This window comes from Neisseria zoodegmatis (assembly GCF_900187305.1).
Lineage (GTDB): Bacteria > Pseudomonadota > Gammaproteobacteria > Burkholderiales > Neisseriaceae > Neisseria > Neisseria zoodegmatis.
The window spans coordinates 1,148,560-1,168,719 of the sequence record NZ_LT906434.1; the positions used below are offsets into that span (position 1 = coordinate 1,148,560).

The window sequence follows — 20,160 nt, forward strand, 5'->3', positions numbered from 1 at the left end:
ATGCCGATGTTTTGGCTGCCGCTTTGGGTAAGCGGCGTTGTTGTTTCGTTTGCTTTGCCCGCCGTGCCGTCTTGGACGATGTTGGCGGCGGTATGGCTGTGCCTGTTTGCGGCGGCGTGGCGGTTTCGGACGGCGGCGTGGTTGCTGATATGTTTTTCCGGCGCGTTATACGGCATTGGGCGTACGCAAGCTGCTTTGGAAAAACAATGGCCTGCGGTTCAGACGGCCTCTGTGCCGCTTACAGTAAAAGTGGCGGATTTGCCGCAGCGCGACGATAAACGGGTGCGTTTTACGGCTGTTGCGCGCGATGATGCGAGGCGGGAATACCGTTTGCTGTTGTCCGACTACCGTTTGCGCGATTGGCCGGTCGGCAGCGAATGGCGGGTGCAGGCGCGGGTAAGGCCGCCGGTGGGCGAGGCGAATCTGCGCGGTTTTAACCGTGAAGCGTGGGCGTTGGCCAACGGCATCGGCGGCGTGGGCAGCATCGGCAAAGAGCGGCAGGCTGCGGCGCAAAACCTTGCCGGCGGTTTATCGGCTTTGCGCGACACGGTCAGCCTGCGTTGGCAGCAAACCGATACCCGCGGGCGGGATTTTTCAGACGACCTCGGTTTGATGCGGGCGTTGAGCATCGGCGAGCAATCGGCTTTGAGCGCGCAGGCTTGGCAGGCGTTCCGGCCTTTGGGTTTGAACCATCTGGTGAGTATTTCCGGCCTGCATGTGAGCATGGTGGCGGTGCTGGCGGGGTGGCTGACGAAGCAATTGTTGCGTGTGCTGCCGCGCGTACCGAAACGGCCGCGGGCGTGGATGCTGGCGGCGGGTTTGGCGGCGGCGTTGTTTTATGCGGGCTTGGCGGGCTTTTCGGTGCCGACGCAGCGCAGCGTGTTGATGCTGCTTGCTCTGGCATGGGCTTGGTGGCGTGGCAGCGGTGCGTCGGTGTGGACGGGTTGGTGGCAGGCGCTGGCGGTGGTGCTGCTGTTCGACCCGTTGGCGGTATTGAGTGCGGGGTTTTGGCTGTCGTTCGGCTTGGTCGGCGCTTTGCTGTGGGTATCGGCAGGCCGTCTGAACGAACGCGGTTGGCTGTTGGCGGTGCGCGGGCAATGGGCGGTGTCGCTGTTGTCGGTGGTGGCGCTGGGCAGTATGTTCGCCTCGCTGCCTTTAATCAGCCCGTTGGTGAATGCGTTGGCGATTCCGTGGTTTTCGTGGGTATTGGTGCCGCTGGCTCTGCTGGCTTCGTTGTTACCGTTTGGCTGGCTGCAATGGCTGGCGGCCGCGGCGGGCGAATACACCATGCGCGTGTTGGTGTGGGTGGCGGAATATGCGCCCGAATATGCGGTTGCGGCCTCGCCGCCTTATCTGCTGCCGTTGGCGGTGCTGGCGGTATTGATGGTGCTGCTGCCGCGCGGCACGGGCTGGAAACCGCTGGCGTGGTTGGTGCTGGCGGGCTTTGTTCTGTACCGCCCGCCGCCGCTTGCGGAAGGCCGTCTGAAAGTAACGGTATGGGACGCGGGGCAGGGTTTGTCGGTGTTGATGCAGACGAAAGAGCATAATCTGTTGTTCGATACCGGCACGGAGCACATCGCCAACGCGCAGATTCTGCCCGGCCTGAATGCTGCGGGTGTGCGCGGTTTGGACATGCTGGTGCTGTCGCATCACGATACCGACCACGACGGCGGTTTCACCGAAATCCACCAAGCCAAACAGCCGCGCGAAATTTGGGCGGGGCAGCCGGAGTTTTATCAGGGCGCGCGGTTTTGCGGGGAGCGGCAATGGCAATGGAACGGCGTGGTGTTTGAGTTTCTGAAGCCGTCTGAAAACTTGAAAACGGCCGACGACAACGAGCGAAGCTGCGTTCTGCGCGTGCTGGCGGGCGGGCAGTCGCTGCTGGTAACGGGCGATTTGGGCAAACGCGGCGAGCTGGCGTTGGTGGAAAAATACGGCGAAGGCTTGTACAGCCAAGTGCTGGTGCTGGGGCATCACGGCAGCGACACTTCGTCGGCAGGCGGCTTTCTGAACGCCGTTTCGCCGCAATACGCCGTGGCTTCGAGCGGCTATGCCAATGCTTACAAACACCCCGCCGCTGCGGTGCAAAACCGCGTGAAAGCACACGGCATCACGCTGCTGCGTACCGATTTGTCGGGCGGCTTGGTGTTTGAATTAGGCGTGGGGGAAGAGGTGCAGGTAGGCCGTCTGAAAACGGATAAACCTTATTGGCAGAGGAAGCCGTTTGAATGATGGCGGGTATTGAATCTTACTTTACAGAGTAGGGAGCCGCCCTGATAAAACGCTAACGGTGCTCAATAACCTTGCCTTATTACGGTTCGCCACGGTGCGTCATACTCGGGCTTGACCCGAGTATCTTGGCGTTTCAGGAAGGCTTAAAAGATACTCGGGTCAAGCCCGAGTATGACGTGTCGTTTGTAGGGGAGGATATGCAATCCGCCTCTACAAACAGTTTTGAAACCCAAGGTTTGCCGCATTCGCAAAAAGGCCGTCTGAAACCATTTTTTCAGACGGCCTGGCAAAGATATTATTCGCAGCTTGATTTGCCGGTGCGGTGGTTGATGGCACCTTTGGAAATCAGCAAAGCCTGCATTTCCTTATGCCCGCGGGTGCAGGCGTAAGAGAGTGCGCTTTGGTTGTACGAGCCGGCGGATTTGTTGGTTTGGGTGGTAACCAAGTTCGGGTTTGCACCAAGTGAAAGCAGGTATTTCACCGTTTCGATGCGGTTGTTGCTGGCAGCCACCATCAGCAGCGTTTCGCCGTCGCTTTCTACGGTTTGGTCGTTCAAATCGGTTTTGTCTTTCAGTTTGGCATACACCTTGCGCACGATTTTGGTGTTTTTGCCCAATACGGCGGATTTGAGCACGTTGTACACGTCGCCGCGGTCGGTGGCGTTCAAATCGGCACCTTGGGCAATCAGGTAATCCACCATGTCTTCATAGCCGATAAACGCCGCCCAACCGAGCGCAGTTTGACCCAAGCTGGCCTCGTCTTTGGCCTCGAGGTTTTGGCCTTTGGCCACCATTTTTTTCACTTTGGCTAAGTTGCCTTGCTTCACGGCATCAAACCATTCGGCATCGGGGCCTTCGGAAGGTTTGTCGTAGAAAATGCGCCATGAAAGTTTTTTCGGATTGGCGATATCCTGCATTTCGGCCATGCTGTAACGGAATTTGCCTTTGACAGCAGGCGCGGCCGAAGCGGCTGCGGGCAAAACGAAGGCGGCTGCAAGCAGGGCGGCGGGGATAAATTTTTTAATGGACATACAGTTTCCTTTGAAAAAGCGGTGTGGAAATGAAATATTGTAGGGCGAAAAATAAGAGGCCGCCTGAAACTTTACCCGCAGTTTCAGACGGCCTTGTAAAGTTTACGTTAGACGGAGGAAAAGGGCGTTTCTTTCAGCAATATCGTTTTTTCTTTGGTTTATTAGTTTAAGCTGTATTTTTTATCACGGTATTTGCTTCACTGTTGTTTGCCATACAAAGGCCGTCTGAAAAACAGTTTTAGCGAAACCCGCATAACCTGTTTTCAGACGGCCTGTTTAGATAGCGCAGCTTTAGGCTGCGATGCTTAATTGCGGACTGATTTTAAAACCCGTTTGGCGAAAATCAGCATGCCCGTGATAAAGGCGGCCAAGCCCAGCCATGAAGCGATGCCGCTCCAGTTGTCGAGGTTGAGCGCGAGCGGGGCGTCCGAGCCGCCGCCGGTTACGGAGGCGGCAATGATAAAGGCCATAATCACGCCGATCAGGCTTTCGCCCACAATCAAACCGGCGGCAAACAGCGTGCCGGCGCGTTCGGTTTTTTTCAGACGGCTTTCCGTATCGTTCGGATAGCGTTTGCGGACGATATTTTTCAGCACTGCCGCCAATACCGCGCCGATGATAATCGGCATATTGATGGAAGGCGGCAGGTAAATGCCCATGCCCACGGCCAAAACCGGCAGGCTGAGTTTGGAAGCGCTGCTTTTCTTCAACACAAAATCCACAATAATCAATGCCACGCCGATGGCAACGCCGGTGAAAATGTATGTCCATTGCAGGTTGTGGGCGAAAATGCCTTGGGCAATGGTGGTCATCAACGTAGCTTGGGGAGCGGCAAGGGCTTGGGATGCGTCCATGCCTTCGCGGGGCATCGCACCGGTGAAGCCGTAAGCCTCATATAGGATTTCCAACACGGGGGCAATCACCACCGCGCCGACGATACAGCCGATAATCAGCGCGATTTGCTGACGCCACGGCGTAGCCTGCACCAAATAACCGGTTTTCAAATCCTGCAGGTTGTCGTTGGAAATCGATGCCACCGAAATCACCGCCGAGCCGCAGAACAGCGTTAAGGCCAGCATAAACTGACGCGTGCCTTCATCGGCAAACAGCCCTGAAGATTCGCCGATCAGCAGCAAAACGATGGAAATGGTCAGGATGGAAATGATGCCGATGCCTGAAATGGGGCTGGATGACGAACCCACCAAGCCGGCCATATAACCGCAGGCGGCGGCCACCAAAAAGCCGATGACGGACGTGAGCAGGGTGCACACGATGACCAGCAGCCAGCCCAAACCGGCGGGAATGTTGGCCGCTTCGATAAAGTGGTAAAAGCTGAACGCTAAAATCGCCATCATGCCTAAAGTCCACAAAATCATCGACTTGGGCGATAAATCCTGTTCGATGCGTTGGGTGGAAACTTCGGCTTTACCGCTAAACGCACGGAACGATAAGCGCATGCCTTCCATCATCGGTTTGAACAGGGTAATCAGCGTCCAAATCGCTGCAATACCGATGGTGCCCGCGCCGATAAAGCGCACTTTTTCTTTCCAAAGCTGCATACCGTAGGCCGCCATTTCCATATCGGCGGGTTGGGGAACGGCAGACGAGAAATAAGGCACGGCCACGCCCCACGCGATGAAAATGCCCACCAGAATGGCGATACCGCCGGTGATGCCGACCAAATAGCCTGCGCCCAACAAGGCCAATGAAAAGCCCATCGGCAGTTGGAAGATGGCGTTGCCCGATTTAAACCAGTAGCTGGCGTGGTCGGCCGTTACGCGCAAGCCGTTGCTGGCGAAGCTCAACAGCCCGGCTAAAAAGCCGCCGGCGGCAATTTCGCCGATGCCGCTGTCTTTGTTGCCGTTTTCTTTTTTGCCGTCATGCTCGCTGCTGCCGACTTTCAGAATTTCAGCCGCCGCCACGCCTTCGGGATAGGGCAGATCGCTTTTCACTACCATGGCGTAACGCAGCGGAATCGTGAAAATCACGCCCAAAATACCGCCCGCCATGCACAGCAGCGACGTTTGCCAAAACGGAAAGCCGTTCCAGTAGCCCGCCATCAGCAGGCCGGGCAGCACGAAGATGATGGTGGAAAGCGTGCCTGCGGCAGACGCTTGGGTCTGCACCATATTGTTTTCCAAGATGTTGCTGCCTTTGGCGAATTTCAGAATCGCCATGGAAATCACGGCGGCAGGAATCGAGGAAGCAAAAGTGAGGCCGACTTTCAAGCCGAGATAAACGTTGGATGCGGTAAAAATCACCGTAATCAACGCGCCTAAAACCATACCGCGAAGGGTTAACTCGCGGTATCCCGCATAGGGGTCATGATGATGTGATTGTTGCGACATATTGTGTTCTCCGTATTGGAAACCGTTAATATTGTTTGGTAATTTAGGATATGTCAAGAAATGTTATACATTTGGAAAGAATGAATGTTAAAGTGTTATCTAGTTGAGGCCGTCTGAAAACATTAAAAACAGGCAATGCAGGCTTTAGGAAAAAGAGACCGGCGGCAGCGTTTGGAAATGCAGCCGCAGCGTGTTCAGACGGCCTTAACTGGTATAAAATACGCGCCTGTTTTTATACGGCAAATTTGGCTTTGAACGAGCGTGCGGCCGTTTCGGAATCAAGCGCGTTTCAAGCCTGCCGCAGCTTCATGAAAAAAGATTGAGGCCGTCTGAAACATTCAGACGGCCGACGATACACAAACTTCCCGAATATTCCATACAAAGGAACACACCATGCCAGCTTACCGCTCCAAAACCTCCACCCACGGCCGCAATATGGCCGGTGCGCGCGCTTTATGGCGTGCCACCGGCGTGGCCGACGAAGATTTCGGCAAACCGATTATCGCCATTGCCAACTCGTTCACCCAATTCGTGCCCGGCCATGTGCATCTGCACAATATGGGGCAGCTCGTGGCGCGCGAAATCGAAAAAGCGGGCGGTTTGGCCAAAGAATTCAACACCATCGCGGTGGACGACGGCATTGCCATGGGCCACAGCGGTATGCTCTACAGCCTGCCCAGCCGCGATTTGATTGCCGATTCGGTGGAATACATGGTGAACGCGCATTGCGCCGACGCGCTGGTGTGCATTTCCAACTGCGACAAAATTACCCCCGGCATGCTGATGGCCGCCATGCGCCTGAACATTCCCACCGTATTTGTTTCAGGCGGCCCGATGGAAGCGGGCAAAGTCATCGGCGTGGCCAACATCACCGATACCCGCAAGCTGGATTTGGTGGACGCGATGGTGGATGCCGCCAACGATGAAGTGTCCGACGAAGAAGTGGCTGCGGTAGAACGTTCCGCCTGCCCGACCTGCGGCTCCTGCTCCGGCATGTTTACCGCCAACTCGATGAACTGCCTCACCGAAGCCTTGGGCCTGTCGCTGCCGGGCAACGGCTCGCTGCTGGCCACCCACGCAGGCCGTAAAGAACTGTTTTTGGAAGCAGGCCGTCTGATTGTGGAAATTACCAAACGCTATTACGAGCAAGACGACGAGAGCGTATTGCCGCGCAGCATCGCCACCAAAGCCGCGTTTGAAAACGCCATGAGTTTGGACGTGGCGATGGGCGGTTCCACCAACACCGTGCTGCATCTGTTGGCCGCCGCCAGCGAAGCGCAAGTGGATTTCAAAATGGCCGACATCGACCGCATCAGCCGCCAAGTGCCGTGTTTGTGTAAGGTTGCACCGGCCACGCAGAAATACCACATGGAAGACGTACACCGTGCGGGCGGTGTGATGGGTATTCTGGCCGAACTTGACCGCGCCGGCTGCCTGAAAACCGACGTTTCAACCGTTCACGAAAAAACCTTGAAAGATGCGCTGGCGAAATGGGACATCACCAATCCAGCCAACGAAACCGCACATCAGCGCTACAAAGCCGCACCGGGCGGCGTGCGCACCATCGAAGCCTTTTCTCAAAACCGACAATGGCCTTCGCTCGACCTCGACCGCGAAAACGGCTGTATCCGCAGCAAAGCACACGCTTATTCGCAAGACGGCGGCTTGGCGGTGCTGTTCGGCAATATCGCCGAGCGCGGCTGCGTGGTAAAAACCGCCGGTGTGGACGACAGCATTCTCAAATTCACCGGCCGCGCGCGCGTGTTTGAAAGCCAAGATTCCGCCGTGGCAGGCATTTTGGATAACCAAATCGTCGCCGGCGATATTGTGATTATCCGCTACGAAGGTCCGAAAGGCGGCCCGGGCATGCAGGAAATGCTGTATCCCACCAGCTACCTGAAATCCAAAGGCTTGGGCAAAGCCTGCGCCTTGCTCACCGACGGCCGTTTTTCAGGCGGCACTTCCGGCTTGAGCATCGGCCACGTTTCGCCCGAAGCGGCAGAAGGCGGTGCCATCGGTTTGGTAAAAGAGGGCGACACCATCGAAATCGACATCCCCAACCGCAGCATCCGTTTGGCCGTTTCCGATGAAGAGTTGACCGTGCGCCGCAGCGAAATGGAAGCGCGCGGAGCCAAAGCGTGGAAACCCGAAAACCGCGACCGCCGCGTTTCCGCCGCCTTGCGTGCTTACGCGGCCATGACCACTTCCGCCGACACCGGCGCGGTGCGCGATGTGAGCCAAGTCGAGCGCAAATAAGCGTTGAATGATGAAGAGGCCGTCTGAAAACCTGTTTTCAGACGGCCTCTTGGTTTGATGGAAGGCAATCGAGGTTGAAGTATGTATGCTTTCTCAATCCGAATCCAAAATAAAACGAAACAGAAGAGTTAAATTTTCGAGTTCATTGAAAGATTTGCTCTTCTGTTTCGCGGTTTCTACGGCTTGTTTTTCTGCCCGTTCGGGCTATCGTGCGTTATTTGCACACCGCTGCGGCAATGTTTTCCGTATAAGGCGTTTTGTTCCAGCTGTCGGGCTGGGGGATGCCGTTTTCTACGTTTTTCACATTGGCCTGCAATTTTTTATCGCAGTCGATCAGCACCGGCCAAGTGTTGGCACTCATACGCCGTTCGAAGAAATATAGGTTGGCCTGAATGATTCGGTTGTCGCCGTTCACGGGCAGGGTTTTGGCGGTATTCACGGCAACGAATTTCAATACTTGGGGTTTGATATAACTCCACGGCTTGTAAAAAGCGGTATCCGGAATTTCGGCTACAACTTCCGTTCCTGCGGGAAGCAGGGAGCGGGTGTGGTTGTACCAAGTGTATTCGCTATACACCTGAAACAATATCATGCCCAAGCCTGCGCTGGCGGGAACCGCCCATTTCGGCATTTTTTTAAAGATCAATTTCAAGCCGAGTACGATGCCTGCTGCGCCCAGCCCGGCAAATAAAGTGGCGATCCATTCCCAAATCATGGCGTGTTCCTCTGAAGTGATGGTGATACAGCCCGCATAGCTGTCGTTAAGTCGTGAATAGGATGCTTCTGCGGCTAAGGTTTGTTGCCGTATTGTTGTCGGGTAAACAAGGCGGGTATTTTAAAAGTTCGGGCTTCCCGAAGGAAGCCCAAATTCAACAAGATTTAGTGGTCAACTGCTTGGCCGGCGCCACGCGGATAACGCACGCTTTCTACCAAATCCTGTACATCTTGCGGCGGAGCCTTACCTGCGGCAGAGATGATGAATGCTACTGCGAAGTTGATCATCGCGCCTACCGCACCGAATGATAAGGGTGAAATACCGAACAACCAGTTGGCTTCAACATTCTCAAAGGTGTTGGTGCCGGGGATGAAGAACCAGCCCATGTACAGGAAGATGTACACACAGGTGGAAATCAAACCTGCCAACATACCTGCCGTCGCGCCTGCGCTGTTGATGCGTTTGGAGAAGATGCCCATCATCAAAGCGGGGAAGATCGAGGCGGCGGCGATACCGAAGGCGAGTGCTACAACTTGTGCTGCGAATCCGGGAGGGTTGATGCCTAACCAAGTGGCGACAACGATAGCTAAAGTCATGGATACGCGGGCTGCCATCAATTCGCCTTTTTCGGAAATATCGGGTTTCAATGTTTTCTTAATCAAGTCGTGTGATACGGCTGAAGAGATGGCTAACAACAAACCTGCTGCGGTAGAGAGGGCTGCCGCCAAACCGCCTGCTGCGATCAAGCCGATTACCCAGCTTGGCAGATTGGCAATTTCAGGGTTGGCCAGTACCAGAATGTCGTTGTTTACGGTCAGCTCGTTGCCTTTCCAGCCGCGTTCGGTAGCAGTGGCTTCAAATTCTTTAGACTTGTCGTTGTAGTATTGGATGTTGCCGTCGCCGTTTTTGTCTTCAAACTTCAGCAAGCCGGTGGTTTCCCAGTTTTTCATCCATTCCGGGCGGGCTTCGTAGTTCAAAGCCTGTTGCTCGGAGCCGTTCGGATACACGGTGTTGATCAGGTTGATGCGGGCCATCGAACCTACTGCGGGTGCGGTGGTGTACAGCAGCGCGATGAACACCAAAGCCCAACCGGCAGAAGAACGTGCATCAGATACTTTCGGAACGGTAAAGAAGCGGATGATGACGTGCGGCAGGCCGGCAGTACCGATCATTAACGACAAGGTAAACAGGAACATGTTCAGCTTGTTGGGCACGTCGGCGGTGTAGGCTTTAAAGCCCAAATCGGTAACCAGCAAATCCAGTTTTTGCAGCAGCGGCATGCCGGAAGCGGTGTCGGTGCCGAACAGGCCGATAGGGGGAATCGGGTTGCCGGTTAAGTTGAAAGAAATGAATACCGCCGGAATGGTGTAGGCAATAATCAACACCACATATTGAGCCACTTGCGTATAGGTAATGCCTTTCATACCGCCCAACACGGCGTAGAACAATACCACAACGGCGGCAATCAGCAGACCGGTGGTGTTGCTTACTTCCAAGAAGCGTGAGAAAGCTACGCCCGCACCTGTCATCTGGCCGATAACGTAAGTGGTTGAGGCCACAATCAAACAGGCAACGGCAACCAAACGTGCGGTACGGCTGTAAAAACGGTCGCCAATAAAGTCGGGAACGGTAAATTTACCGAATTTACGCAGATAGGGAGCAAGCAGCAGAGCCAGCAATACATAGCCGCCGGTCCAACCCATCAGGTAGGCGGATGCACCGTATCCGTTCATGGCCAGCAAACCGGCCATTGAGATAAACGATGCGGCACTCATCCAGTCTGCCGCGGTGGCCATGCCGTTGAGTACGGGATGCACGCCGCCGCCTGCTACATAGAATTCTTTCGTGGAGCCGGCACGCGCCCAAATGGCGATACCGAAATACAGGGCAAATGATGCGCCCACGAAAATCAGGTTAATGACAAATTGGCTCATAGTCTTACTCCTCGTGAACGCCAAACTCTGCATCGATCTTATTCATTCTCCACGAATAAAAGAAAATGATGGCGATGAAGGTCAAAATGGAACCTTGTTGGGCAAACCAGAAGCCCAAATCGGAACCGCCTACTTGAATGCTGGCGAGCAACGGCCGGAGCCAGATAGCAAAGCCGTATGAACAGATAGCCCAAACAATCAGACAAGTGAAAATGAGTCGGACGTTCGCTTTCCAATAGCCCGTAGCGTCATGCTTTTCATTGGACATGATTGTTTCCTCCTTGCAATTTTAAGTTTCTTCTTTGAAAAATCGGATATATCAAACAGAAGGCTGCTTTTTTATATCCTGAAGTGTGTAAAGTGAACCGCAATATGTTTGATCAATATGCAGCACTGGGGGCAGAATAGCATAGATTAAATCTATTGCAATACATTACTTTACAATGCAGGGTGTTGTTTAATTAACTTTATGATTTAAAAGAAAATAATTTATTAAAATTCATTAATTAAGTAATGATTGTTCAAAATTGACATAAATAAAAATTATCGGCGTAAAAACATATGCTGATGGTTTTGTTTTAATGCTTTGTTTTGTTTGCCTTTATTTTTTATTCGTTTTTTCGGTTTTCTCAATGCAAACGGCGGCATCGGCGCTGTATGTGGAGTCGGGCGGAGAATGTGCGGTCGATTGGTACGACGGTTGGTATGAAAACGAAAGTTTTAGGGTGGGGTAAATCCACAACACTGTCTGCCCGGTTTGTTTGGAAATGAAGCTTGGGCAGCTTAAAAATGACGGGATGTATGTTTAAGCCGGTAGAGGCCGTCTGAAAAATCTTGCGTGGCAAAACCAGAGTATGTACGCGATAATCGTTTTTCCTTTTGGGTGGATTTCTTAACATGATGAATGCTTTTTTCAACGGGCTGATGATCACGGGCGGCCTGATTATTGCCATTGGTGCGCAGAATGCTTTTGTGTTGAAGCAGGGGCTGTTGAAACGGCATATCGGCATTGTGGTGTTTTTGTGCTGGCTGTGTGATGTGGTGTTGATGAGCTGCGGTGTATTCGGTATTTCCGCGCTGCTGTCGGGGCATTCCGCGGGAGCCGCGTGGTTGGCTTTGGCGGGCGGGGTGTTTTTGTTGTGTTACGGGATGATGAATGCCAAACGGGCGTGGCTGGGCGGCGGGCATCTTTCGGTAAGCGCGGAGCCGGACGGCAATCGTTCTGCGCTCAAAGTGGCGGCTGCTACGCTGGCACTGACTTTGCTGAATCCGCACGTTTATATTGATACGGTAATGCTGATCGGCGGCAGCGCGGCTTCGCTCAACCATCATGATAAGGTATGGTTTTTAATCGGTGCGTTAACGGTGTCTGCCGTGTGGTTTGTGAGCTTGGGCTATGGGGCGCGGCTGCTGATTCCTTTGTTTAGGCGCGAGCGTGTTTGGCAGATATTGGAGAGCCTGATTGCGCTGATGATGTTTTATCTGGCTTATGGTTTGCTGAAACAGGCCGCTGAAGTGTTGTGGTGATTTTTCAGACGGCCTGAACTAATCTTTAAGGCTTCTTTAAGGCTTGGTGGCGCTGAAACGCCATTTGCCGGGCGCCAAATCAAGCGAAAAGATATTCAGACGGCCTACCGCAATCCGCACCAAACGCAGGCAGGGATAGCCTGTTTTGGCCGTCATTCGGCGCACTTGACGGTTTTTGCCTTCGCTGATGGTGATTTCCAACCAAAAATCGGGCACGGTTTTGCGCTCCCTGATGGGCGGGTTGCGCGGCCACAAACGGTCGGTTTCGCCTGCGTCCAACACGCGCACTTGGGCGGGGCGGGTAACGAAGTCGCCTAAGTCCACGCCGTCGCGCAACAGGTTTAATTTTGCTTCGTCGGGGCTGCCTTCGACTTGCGCCCAGTAGGTTTTCTTTTTGCCGTGTTTGGGTTCGGCGATTTTCGTTTGCAGGCGGCCGTCGTTGGTGAGTAAGAGCAGCCCTTCGCTGTCGGTGTCCAGCCGCCCCGCCGGATAAAATCCGGGTGCTTCTATATAGTCTTTCAAGCTGGTGTGTTTTTCGTGCGCCGAAAACTGGCAGATTACCCCGTAGGGTTTGTTGAACACAATCAGGTCATTCATTGGGTTTACCGCGTTTCTGTAAGGGTGGCAGGATGCCGCATCGTATGCGCGCTTGCGTATTGTACGCCATACGGTGGCTAAGCCCAAAAGCCGTGGCTTCAAGCGGATAAACATCTTGTGCGGGCTGGTGCGGTGTTTCGCTATATAACCAAACCGTTATGACGATAAAACCAAGCATTCTTTCACTTTTTCAGACGGCCTGTGTAGAGTGGGGCCATTCTTATTTATCTATGTGAGGAATGGATGATGATTGCACAACGCCCTTTATCGTTTGCCGCCTTGTTCGGCGCAGTATTGGCTTTATCGGCGTGTTCGCCCAAAGCCGAAGAACAAAGCACGCAAGTTGCCGCGTCTTCAGATGGCAGTGCTGCTGCAAGTTCGGGAAGCATCAAGCTTTTGAACGTGTCTTATGACGTGGCACGCGATTTCTATAAAGAATACAACCCCTTATTTATCAAGGCATATCAGGCCAAAAATCCGGGCGCGGAGATCAGCATCCAGCAGTCGCACGGCGGCTCCAGCAAACAGGCATTGGCGGTGGCGAACGGTTTGCAGGCCGATGTGGCGACCATGAACCAGACATCCGATATCGAATTGCTGGAGAAAAAAGGTTTGGTCAAAGCCGAGTGGCGCACCCGTTTGCCTGATAACGCCGTGCCTTTTACCGGCACGACCGTGTTTCTCGTGCGCAAAGGCAATCCCAAGCAGATTCGCGATTGGGCTGATTTAGCCAAAGACAATCTGCAAATTGTGTTGGCCAATCCCAAAACCAGCGGTAACGGCCGCTACGCCTTTCTCGGCGCGTTCGGTTATGCCTTGAAAACAAACAACGGTGATGAAGCCAAAGCCAAAGAATTTACCGGCAAGCTGCTCAAAAACACACCTGTTTTAGAAAACGGCGGCAGAGCGGCAACCACAACCTTTACCCAGCGCAATATCGGCGATGTGTTGGTCACTTTTGAAAACGAAGCCAACCACGTCAGCCGCAACCTCGCACCCGGCCAATTTGAAATCGTGTATCCGAGCTACACCATTCTCTCGGAAAGCCCCGTGGCCGTGGTGGACAGCGTGGCGGGTAAAAAAGGCTCGCAGGCTGCCGCCGAAGAGTATCTGAAATACTTGTGGAGCGAACCCGCCCAAGAGCTTGCCGCCAAATTCTATATGCGGCCGAGCAATCCTGCTGTGTTGGCAAAACACAAGTCGGAATTTCCCGAAATGGAAACCTTCAGCCCCAACCAAGTGTTCGGCTCTTGGGAAGAGATTATGAAGAAATATTTTGCCGACGGCGGATTGTTTGACCAGTTGGCTCAAAAGCAGTAAAGAGCAGATTGAAGCATTGGAGGCCGTCTGAAAATATATTCAGACGGCCTCCGGTTTTGATACGGCTAAGCAGCAGTTAGATGATGCTTACATTGCCGGCGGTTTCTTCCGGCATGTTTAATTAAATCCGCATACGGCACGATTTATTTCCAAGCCGCGCAAAATTCCGACCAGTGCGCTTTTTCTGCGGCTTGTGATTTTAAGTAGTTGTGCAGGCGTTTGATTTCCATTTCGTATTCGTCTGCATCCAGTGCGCCGCTCATCATGCGGAAGCGCAGATACATTAAATAAGTGTTGGCGGCATCGGTTTCGCAATAGTCGCGGATGTCTTTCAGACGGCCTGAATGGTAGGCTTCCCACACTTTGCTGCCGTCCATGCCCAGTTTGCCGGGAAAGCCGCACAGTTTGGCCATGTCGTCGAGCGGCACGCTGGCGCGGGGTTGGTAGAGGGCGAGCAGATCCATGAGGTCGCAATGGCGGTTGTGGTAGCGGCTGATGTAGTTGTTCCATTTGAAATCGCGGCTGTCGCCGAAATCGCCTTCTCCGGTGTCCCAATAGCGGGCGGCGGGGATGCCGTGGATGAGGGCGCGGTAGTGCAGCACGGGCAGGTCGAAACCGCCGCCGTTCCAGCTCACCAGTTGCGGCGTGTGGGTTTCGATAAGGTCGAAAAACTTGGCGATCATGGTTTCTTCGTCGTCGCTGGTTTCGCCTATGGTGCCGACGTGGATTTTGTCTTGCCCCCAGCGCATGCAGCATGAAATGGCGACGACCTGATGCAGGTGGTGCTGCATAAAGTCGCTGCCGGTTTGGGCGCGGCGTTTTTGTTGGGCAAACGTTACCACATCGGCATCGGATACGTCGGCAGGCATATCGTAAAGCGTGCGTATGCCTTTTACGTCGGGCACGGTTTCAATATCGAAAGCGAGAATAGGGGTCATGATGAGGCTCCTCGGAGATGGCTGCATTGTGGCATGAAGCAGGCGGTGCGCCAAGTGTGGCAAAACCGCCAACGCCCACCGCAGGTATGGTGCAAAAATATCACTTTATCGTGCAAAACAATCATTCTTTCGGTGCGAAAACATGATTTAACGGTATTGAAACGAGAGTTTGGTACAATGCCCGCTTCCATCACCCAACAGGCCGTCTGAAATATTCAGACGGCCGCTTGAAGACATACGGAAAGACTATGAAAAAAAAGCTGATATATATGATGCTGCCGTTTATGCTGCCGCTGGCGGCCTGCGGGCAGACGCCTTCTGCTGCGGAAAAAAGCGAGCCTGCGCCCCAAAACGCCGCTTCGGAAATCAAGACCAACCTTGAAAAAGCTTACGCTTCCCAAAAGCTGAAAGTACAAAGCGTCAACAACACCCCGATCAACGGCCTGTATGAAGTGGTGGTATCGGGCAACCAGATTATCTATACCGACGGCAAGGCGAAATACATTCTGCAAGGCAGCCTGCTGGATGTGGAAGCGCGCCGCGATTTGACCGAAGAGCGCATGGCCGCACTGCATACAGTTGATTTCGTTTCCCTGCCGCTCGACAAAGCGATTAAAGAAGTGCGCGGTAACGGCAAACTCAAAGTGGCAGTTTTTTCCGACCCCGATTGCCCGTTCTGCAAACGTTTGGAACGCGAATTTACCAAAATGAACGACATCACGATTTACAGCTTTATGATGCCGCTGGCCAGCCTGCACCCCGATGCGGCGCGTAAGGCCGAACAGATTTGGTGTCAGCCCAACCGCACGGCTGCATGGACGGCTTGGATGCGCGAAGGCAAAATGCCGCCGCAAGTGAAAGTGTGCGACAACCCGGTGGAAGAAACCACTTCGCTGGGCGAGCAGCTCGGTTTTCACGGCACGCCGGCGATTGTGTTCCCCAACGGCAAAACCCAAAGCGGTTACAGCCCGATGCCGCAGCTTGAGCAGATCATCAAACAAAACCAGTAATACGGATAAGGCGCAGACGGTAATATCGCGGTTTGCGCCGGGCCGGTACCAATGGATTGAAACGATAAAGCCGTAACCGCACCGTTGCCGGTTTAAAAAACGTGAGGCCGTCTGAAAAAATCTTTTCAGACGGCCTCACGTTTTATCGGCAGCCGTTACGGTTTACTTTTCCGCCGTGAGCAAATCCAACGCTTCCTGATATTTGGCAACCGTTTTTTCGATTACGTCGGCAGGCACTTTGGGGGCGGGGGCTTGTTTGTTCCAGCCGCTTTGCTCCAGCCAGTCGCGCACAAACTGTTTGTCGAAAGAGGGCGGGTTGGTGCCGACTTGGTATTGGTCGGCAGGCCAGAAGCGGCTGGAATCGGGTGTCAGCACTTCGTCCATCAGAGTGAGTGTGCCGTTTTCATCCAAGCCGAACTCGAATTTGGTGTCGCAAATAATAATGCCGCAGGTTTTGGCGTATTCGGCGGCTTCGGTGTAAAGCCGAATGGCTTTGCTGCGCACTTCGGCGGCGAGTTCTTTGCCGATGATGTTTTCGCATTCTTCAAAGCTGATGTTTTCGTCGTGGTCGCCGACGGCGGCTTTGGTGGACGGGGTAAAAATCACTTCGGGCAACTGTTGGGCTTCTTGCAGACCTTCGGGCAGTTTGATGCCGCATACCGTGCCGGTTTTCTGATAATCCTTCCAGCCGCTGCCGGCCAGATAGCCGCGCACGATGGCTTCGACTTTCACCGGCGTGAGTTTTTTGGCGACGACGGCGCGTTTTTCCAGTTTTTTGGCTTCGGCTTCGGGCAATACGTCGTGCACGCTCTCGCCGGTGAAGTGGTTGGGCATGATGTGGGCGAGTTTGTTGAACCAGAAATTGGAAATGCGGGTAAGGATTTCGCCTTTGCCGGGAATGGGGTCGTCGAGGATGACGTCGAAGGCGGAGAGGCGGTCGGAGGCGACCATAAGCATGCGTTTGTCGTCGATTTCGTAAAGATCGCGTACTTTGCCGGAATAGATTTTTTTTAGGCTGATGGCAGACATGGTCGTTCCTTGGAGTCGTCAATTTTGGGGAACGGTATTTTAGCTCAAATTGCTGCCGAAAGGGGCGGATTGTTAGCAATTCGGGCTGATTGCCGCAGCTGTTGCAGAGCGGTTTTATGATGTTTGAAGGCCGTCTGAAAACCAACTTTGCTGGTTTTCAGACGGCCTCGTATCGGTTTTTGTTTAAGGAAACGCTTTATTTCATGGCGTCGGTTAATACGCGCACGTTGTAGCGGTACATGCCGATGTAGGTGTTGGCAGGCGCGTTGCCCAGCGCGTCGGAGTAGAGCCTGCCGCTCACTTTCACGCCGGTTTCTTTGGCAATGCGCTCAACCATGCGGGCATCTTTGATGTTTTCGGCAAACACGGCCTTGATGCCTTCGCGTTTGATTTGGCGGATGATGGAAGCCACTTGTTTGGCAGACGGCTCGGCGGCAGTACTCACGCCTTGCGGTGCGGTAAAGCGGATGTTGTAGCGTTTGCCCATATAGGCAAAAGCGTCGTGGCCGGTCAGCACTTTGCGTTGCGCCTGCGGAATGGCGGCGAACGATTTTTGCGCGTCGGCGTGGAGTTTTTTCAGCTCGTTTTGATAGGCGTTCAAACGCTGCTGGTAGTAGGCTTTGCCTTGCGGGTCGGCTTTGATCAGGGCGTTGGCGACGTTTTGGGCGTAGGTCTGCATCAGCACGGGGTCGGTCCAGACGTGCGGGTCGAATTCGCCGTGGTCGTGATGGTGGTGGCCGTGATCATGGTTGTGGTCGTGGCCGTGATGGTGGCCGCCTTCGGGGGCTTTAAGGGGTTTGATGCCTGCGGTGGCTTCGGCGTAGGGCACTTTGCTTTGTTTCACGGCACGTTGCACGTCGCCGCCTTCCAAGCCGAGGCCGTTGAGCAGCACCAATTTGGCTTCTCGGATTTTTTTGATGTCGCTGCTGGTCATGTGGTAGGCGTGTGAATCTTGGTTGGCACCCACTAAGTTTTGCACGCTCACGCGTTCGCCGCCGACTTGTTTGGTTACGTCGCCCAAAATGCTGAAGCTGGTCACAACGGGCATGGGGGCGGCGTAGAGGCTGCCGGAGACGAGGGCGGCAATGATGCCGGTTTTCCAATGTTTCATATCGATTCCTTTGATATAACGTAACAATTCTAATGAGGTGAAAAATTTTTTAAGACGGCCGGATATTTGGAAAAGAGGCCGTCTGAAAAGTTCCGATGCTTAAGCGCGGAGGTGTTTTTTGTGGCGCAGCCATTTGGGCAGGATGCCGCCTTCCCAGCCGAATATTACCGAAAACAGGTAAAACGCACCGCACCATAAAATGATGGCAGGGCCGGAGGGGATTTCGACATGGTAAGAAAACAGCAGGCCGCCCAAGCCGCAGGCCAGCGCGGTCAGCACCGACAGCAACAGCAGCATGCCCATGTTTTTCGCCCACAGGCGGGCGGAAATCGCCGGCAGCATCATCAACCCCACCGACATCAACGTGCCCAATGCCTGAAAACCGGCTACCAAGTTCATCACCACCAGCACCAAAAACAGAATGTGCCACAGCCCGCCTTTGCCGTTAACGGCCTGTAAAAACAGCGGGTCGATGCTTTCCAGTACCAACGGGCGGTAAATCACGGCCAAGGTGGTAATGGTTATGCTTGCCGACACGGCAATCAGTTGCAGCGCGGGCAAATCCACGGCCAGCACGGAGCCGAACAGCAGGTGCAGCAAATCGACGCTGCTGCCGTTTTTGCTGACCAGTATCACACCGATGGCCAAGCTGCTGAGGTAAAACGCGGCGAAGTTGGCGTCTTCTTTCAAGCTGGTAAAGCGGCTTACCAATCCCGCCAGCAGCGCCATCAGCATACCGGCGGCAAACCCGCCCGCACTCATGGCGGGCATGCTCAGGCCGGCCAGCATATAGCCGATTGCCGCACCGGGCAAAACCGCGTGGCTGAGGGCGTCGCCGATCAGGCTCATGCGGCGCATCACCAAAAACACGCCGACGGGTGCCGCGCTCAAGGCAAGGCACACAATCGAAGCCAGCGCATAGCGCATAAAGTCGAATTCGGCAAAGGGTTCGATTAATAATTCGTAAATATTCATGAGATTACTTGCAGGCCGTCTGAAAAGGTTCAAACGGCAGATAAACAGGGCAGGGCGTTTTTTCAGACGGCCTGTAACAATGGGCAATCGGTAGCGGGGCGGCAATGCCGGTTTTGGCAGATAAAGGCATTTTCAAGCGTGTTGCCGTCAAGCTTGCTGACGGCACGCCCTGAAAATCAGACGGTTTCGCACCATTCTTCCGATTCGTGCCGCTGCATGGCGGCGTTGGCTTCTTGCAGATAAGTGTCGGTAAGCACCGTTTCGGTTGCGCCTTGGGCGATTTTGCGGCGGGCAACCAACAGGGTTTGAGGAAAATACGCCCGCACTTGTTCATAATCGTGCAGCACCGCCACAATCGACTGGCCTTCGCGGTGGCAGCCGCGCAAAACGTCGAGCAGGGCGTAAGTAGTGCGTGCGTCCACGGCGTTGAACGGTTCGTCGAGCAGCAGGAATTTGGCGTTCTGCGCCAACATGCGCGCAAACAATACGCGCTGAAACTGGCCGTTGGAAAGGTGGGCAATCTGGCGGTGGGCGAAATCGGCCATATCCACACGTTCCAAAGCCTGCATCACCCGCTCGCGCTGCTGTGCGTTCACGCGCCCGAAAAAGCCGATTTCATACCAAAGCCCCATAGCCGTGAGCTCGAACACACTGATGGGCTGGCTGCGGTCAACGTCGGACTGCTGCGGCAGATAGGCGATGTCTTTTCTCTCCAAACCGTGCGTATGCACCGAGCCGGTGTCGGTTTTGAGCAGACCCATCACGGCTTTGAGCAGCGTGGATTTGCCCGCACCGTTGGGGCCGAAAACGGCGCACATGCAGCCTTCGGCAAATTCGGCATTCAGATGGTGTACCGCAGGGCGGCGGCGGTAGCTGACGGTAAGGTTTTCTAGCGTGATACTCATGTTGCCGTCGCCCAAAAATAAACGCCCCACAGCAGCGTCAGTGCGGCAAGGGCAAGCAGCAGGCGCTGAAAGAGGCCGGTCAGTAAAATCGAATTCATGTATTGTGCCAAACGGTTCAGACGGCCTTAAACTTCAAAAAAAGCGGGAGGCCGTCTGAAAAACTGAAAAACGTTGCATGATACTGTATAACATTATTATTGTAAAACAGTAAGATGCGCAAAGCCGTTTCAAAA

18 protein-coding genes are annotated in these 20,160 nt (G+C 54.1%); 6 read left to right on the plus strand and 12 right to left on the minus strand.

All coding sequences use genetic code 11. From position 1 onward, the window contains the following. Positions 1–6: 6 nt before the first annotated feature. On the plus strand, positions 7–2,232 hold the full coding sequence (locus CKV66_RS05350) for a DNA internalization-related competence protein ComEC/Rec2 (RefSeq protein ID WP_085363275.1): 2,226 nt from the start codon (positions 7–9) through the stop codon (positions 2,230–2,232). 295 nt (positions 2,233–2,527) lie between these two features. Here CKV66_RS05350 and CKV66_RS05355 read toward each other — a convergent pair whose 3' ends face one another. Together CKV66_RS05355 and CKV66_RS05360 are read right to left on the minus strand one after the other, a co-directional pair. Next, entirely contained in the window at positions 2,528–3,262 is a 735-nt protein-coding gene (locus tag CKV66_RS05355; protein WP_095197849.1) for an ankyrin repeat domain-containing protein, read from the minus strand. A gap of 305 nt (positions 3,263–3,567) precedes the next feature. After that, the gene (locus tag CKV66_RS05360; protein WP_095197850.1) at positions 3,568–5,610 is read right to left on the minus strand and encodes an OPT family oligopeptide transporter; all 2,043 of its coding nucleotides are present in this window, start codon (positions 5,608–5,610) and stop codon (positions 3,568–3,570) included. 393 nt (positions 5,611–6,003) lie between these two features. Between CKV66_RS05360 and ilvD the strand changes: the two genes are divergently transcribed. Further along, on the plus strand, positions 6,004–7,866 hold the full coding sequence (gene ilvD, locus CKV66_RS05365) for a dihydroxy-acid dehydratase (RefSeq protein WP_085363129.1): 1,863 nt from the start codon (positions 6,004–6,006) through the stop codon (positions 7,864–7,866). 214 nt (positions 7,867–8,080) lie between these two features. Here the strand turns inward: ilvD and CKV66_RS05370 are convergent, their stop codons facing one another. The 3 genes from CKV66_RS05370 to CKV66_RS05380 form a co-directional block, all read right to left on the minus strand. Then, a complete protein-coding gene (locus CKV66_RS05370) occupies positions 8,081–8,581 on the minus strand; it encodes a hypothetical protein (protein ID WP_085363130.1) in 501 nt (166 codons plus the stop codon). Positions 8,582–8,745: 164 nt separating this feature from the next. Further along, complete coding sequence (locus CKV66_RS05375; RefSeq protein WP_085363131.1) at positions 8,746–10,515, minus strand: sodium:solute symporter family protein; 1,770 nt, start codon at positions 10,513–10,515, stop codon at positions 8,746–8,748. Positions 10,516–10,519: 4 nt separating this feature from the next. Further along, positions 10,520–10,783: a DUF4212 domain-containing protein gene (locus CKV66_RS05380; RefSeq protein WP_085363132.1), complete on the minus strand. Its 264-nt coding sequence runs from the start codon at positions 10,781–10,783 to the stop codon at positions 10,520–10,522. Between the two features lie 629 nt (positions 10,784–11,412). On the opposite strand from CKV66_RS05380, the gene CKV66_RS05385 reads away from it, so the two are divergent. Further along, positions 11,413–12,042 (plus strand): LysE/ArgO family amino acid transporter, encoded by a 630-nt coding sequence (locus tag CKV66_RS05385; protein WP_231990528.1) that lies wholly within the window; start codon positions 11,413–11,415, stop codon positions 12,040–12,042. Positions 12,043–12,078: 36 nt separating this feature from the next. Here CKV66_RS05385 and CKV66_RS05390 read toward each other — a convergent pair whose 3' ends face one another. Next, positions 12,079–12,639: a pseudouridine synthase gene (locus tag CKV66_RS05390; protein ID WP_085363133.1), complete on the minus strand. Its 561-nt coding sequence runs from the start codon at positions 12,637–12,639 to the stop codon at positions 12,079–12,081. Between the two features lie 246 nt (positions 12,640–12,885). On the opposite strand from CKV66_RS05390, the gene CKV66_RS05395 reads away from it, so the two are divergent. Next, complete coding sequence (locus CKV66_RS05395; RefSeq protein WP_085363134.1) at positions 12,886–13,959, plus strand: sulfate ABC transporter substrate-binding protein; 1,074 nt, start codon at positions 12,886–12,888, stop codon at positions 13,957–13,959. A gap of 143 nt (positions 13,960–14,102) precedes the next feature. On the opposite strand, the gene CKV66_RS05400 is transcribed toward CKV66_RS05395, so the two are convergent. Continuing rightward, the gene (locus CKV66_RS05400) at positions 14,103–14,897 is read right to left on the minus strand and encodes a 3'-5' exonuclease (RefSeq protein WP_085363135.1); all 795 of its coding nucleotides are present in this window, start codon (positions 14,895–14,897) and stop codon (positions 14,103–14,105) included. Between the two features lie 17 nt (positions 14,898–14,914). Between CKV66_RS05400 and CKV66_RS12750 the strand changes: the two genes are divergently transcribed. Together CKV66_RS12750 and CKV66_RS05405 are read left to right on the plus strand one after the other, a co-directional pair. Then, positions 14,915–15,043: a hypothetical protein gene (locus CKV66_RS12750; protein ID WP_255733850.1), complete on the plus strand. Its 129-nt coding sequence runs from the start codon at positions 14,915–14,917 to the stop codon at positions 15,041–15,043. 102 nt (positions 15,044–15,145) lie between these two features. Beyond that, positions 15,146–15,907: a DsbC family protein gene (locus tag CKV66_RS05405; RefSeq protein ID WP_085363136.1), complete on the plus strand. Its 762-nt coding sequence runs from the start codon at positions 15,146–15,148 to the stop codon at positions 15,905–15,907. A 162-nt stretch (positions 15,908–16,069) separates the two neighbouring features. Here the strand turns inward: CKV66_RS05405 and CKV66_RS05410 are convergent, their stop codons facing one another. The 5 genes from CKV66_RS05410 to CKV66_RS05425 form a co-directional block, all read right to left on the minus strand. Further along, entirely contained in the window at positions 16,070–16,936 is an 867-nt protein-coding gene (locus tag CKV66_RS05410; protein ID WP_085363137.1) for a phosphoribosylaminoimidazolesuccinocarboxamide synthase, read from the minus strand. A 196-nt stretch (positions 16,937–17,132) separates the two neighbouring features. Further along, the gene (locus CKV66_RS05415) at positions 17,133–18,047 is read right to left on the minus strand and encodes a metal ABC transporter solute-binding protein, Zn/Mn family (protein WP_085363138.1); all 915 of its coding nucleotides are present in this window, start codon (positions 18,045–18,047) and stop codon (positions 17,133–17,135) included. 99 nt (positions 18,048–18,146) lie between these two features. Continuing rightward, positions 18,147–19,022 (minus strand): metal ABC transporter permease, encoded by an 876-nt coding sequence (locus tag CKV66_RS05420; RefSeq protein WP_085363139.1) that lies wholly within the window; start codon positions 19,020–19,022, stop codon positions 18,147–18,149. A gap of 4 nt (positions 19,023–19,026) precedes the next feature. After that, positions 19,027–19,158: a hypothetical protein gene (locus CKV66_RS12755; protein ID WP_269457273.1), complete on the minus strand. Its 132-nt coding sequence runs from the start codon at positions 19,156–19,158 to the stop codon at positions 19,027–19,029. 40 nt (positions 19,159–19,198) lie between these two features. Then, on the minus strand, positions 19,199–19,927 hold the full coding sequence (locus CKV66_RS05425) for a metal ABC transporter ATP-binding protein (protein ID WP_054598726.1): 729 nt from the start codon (positions 19,925–19,927) through the stop codon (positions 19,199–19,201). Positions 19,928–20,160 lie beyond the last annotated feature (233 nt).

Coding starts and splice junctions, on each gene's coding strand:
- CKV66_RS05350 (WP_085363275.1), top strand. CDS start 7: ATGTTTTGGCTGCCGCTTTGGGTAAGCGGCGTTGTTGTTTCGTTTGCT.
- CKV66_RS05355 (WP_095197849.1), bottom strand. CDS start 3,262: ATGTCCATTAAAAAATTTATCCCCGCCGCCCTGCTTGCAGCCGCCTTC.
- CKV66_RS05360 (WP_095197850.1), bottom strand. CDS start 5,610: ATGTCGCAACAATCACATCATCATGACCCCTATGCGGGATACCGCGAG.
- ilvD (WP_085363129.1), top strand. CDS start 6,004: ATGCCAGCTTACCGCTCCAAAACCTCCACCCACGGCCGCAATATGGCC.
- CKV66_RS05370 (WP_085363130.1), bottom strand. CDS start 8,581: ATGATTTGGGAATGGATCGCCACTTTATTTGCCGGGCTGGGCGCAGCA.
- CKV66_RS05375 (WP_085363131.1), bottom strand. CDS start 10,515: ATGAGCCAATTTGTCATTAACCTGATTTTCGTGGGCGCATCATTTGCC.
- CKV66_RS05380 (WP_085363132.1), bottom strand. CDS start 10,783: ATGTCCAATGAAAAGCATGACGCTACGGGCTATTGGAAAGCGAACGTC.
- CKV66_RS05385 (WP_231990528.1), top strand. CDS start 11,413: ATGATGAATGCTTTTTTCAACGGGCTGATGATCACGGGCGGCCTGATT.
- CKV66_RS05390 (WP_085363133.1), bottom strand. CDS start 12,639: ATGAATGACCTGATTGTGTTCAACAAACCCTACGGGGTAATCTGCCAG.
- CKV66_RS05395 (WP_085363134.1), top strand. CDS start 12,886: ATGATTGCACAACGCCCTTTATCGTTTGCCGCCTTGTTCGGCGCAGTA.
- CKV66_RS05400 (WP_085363135.1), bottom strand. CDS start 14,897: ATGACCCCTATTCTCGCTTTCGATATTGAAACCGTGCCCGACGTAAAA.
- CKV66_RS12750 (WP_255733850.1), top strand. CDS start 14,915: ATGGCTGCATTGTGGCATGAAGCAGGCGGTGCGCCAAGTGTGGCAAAA.
- CKV66_RS05405 (WP_085363136.1), top strand. CDS start 15,146: ATGAAAAAAAAGCTGATATATATGATGCTGCCGTTTATGCTGCCGCTG.
- CKV66_RS05410 (WP_085363137.1), bottom strand. CDS start 16,936: ATGTCTGCCATCAGCCTAAAAAAAATCTATTCCGGCAAAGTACGCGAT.
- CKV66_RS05415 (WP_085363138.1), bottom strand. CDS start 18,047: ATGAAACATTGGAAAACCGGCATCATTGCCGCCCTCGTCTCCGGCAGC.
- CKV66_RS05420 (WP_085363139.1), bottom strand. CDS start 19,022: ATGAATATTTACGAATTATTAATCGAACCCTTTGCCGAATTCGACTTT.
- CKV66_RS05425 (WP_054598726.1), bottom strand. CDS start 19,927: ATGAGTATCACGCTAGAAAACCTTACCGTCAGCTACCGCCGCCGCCCT.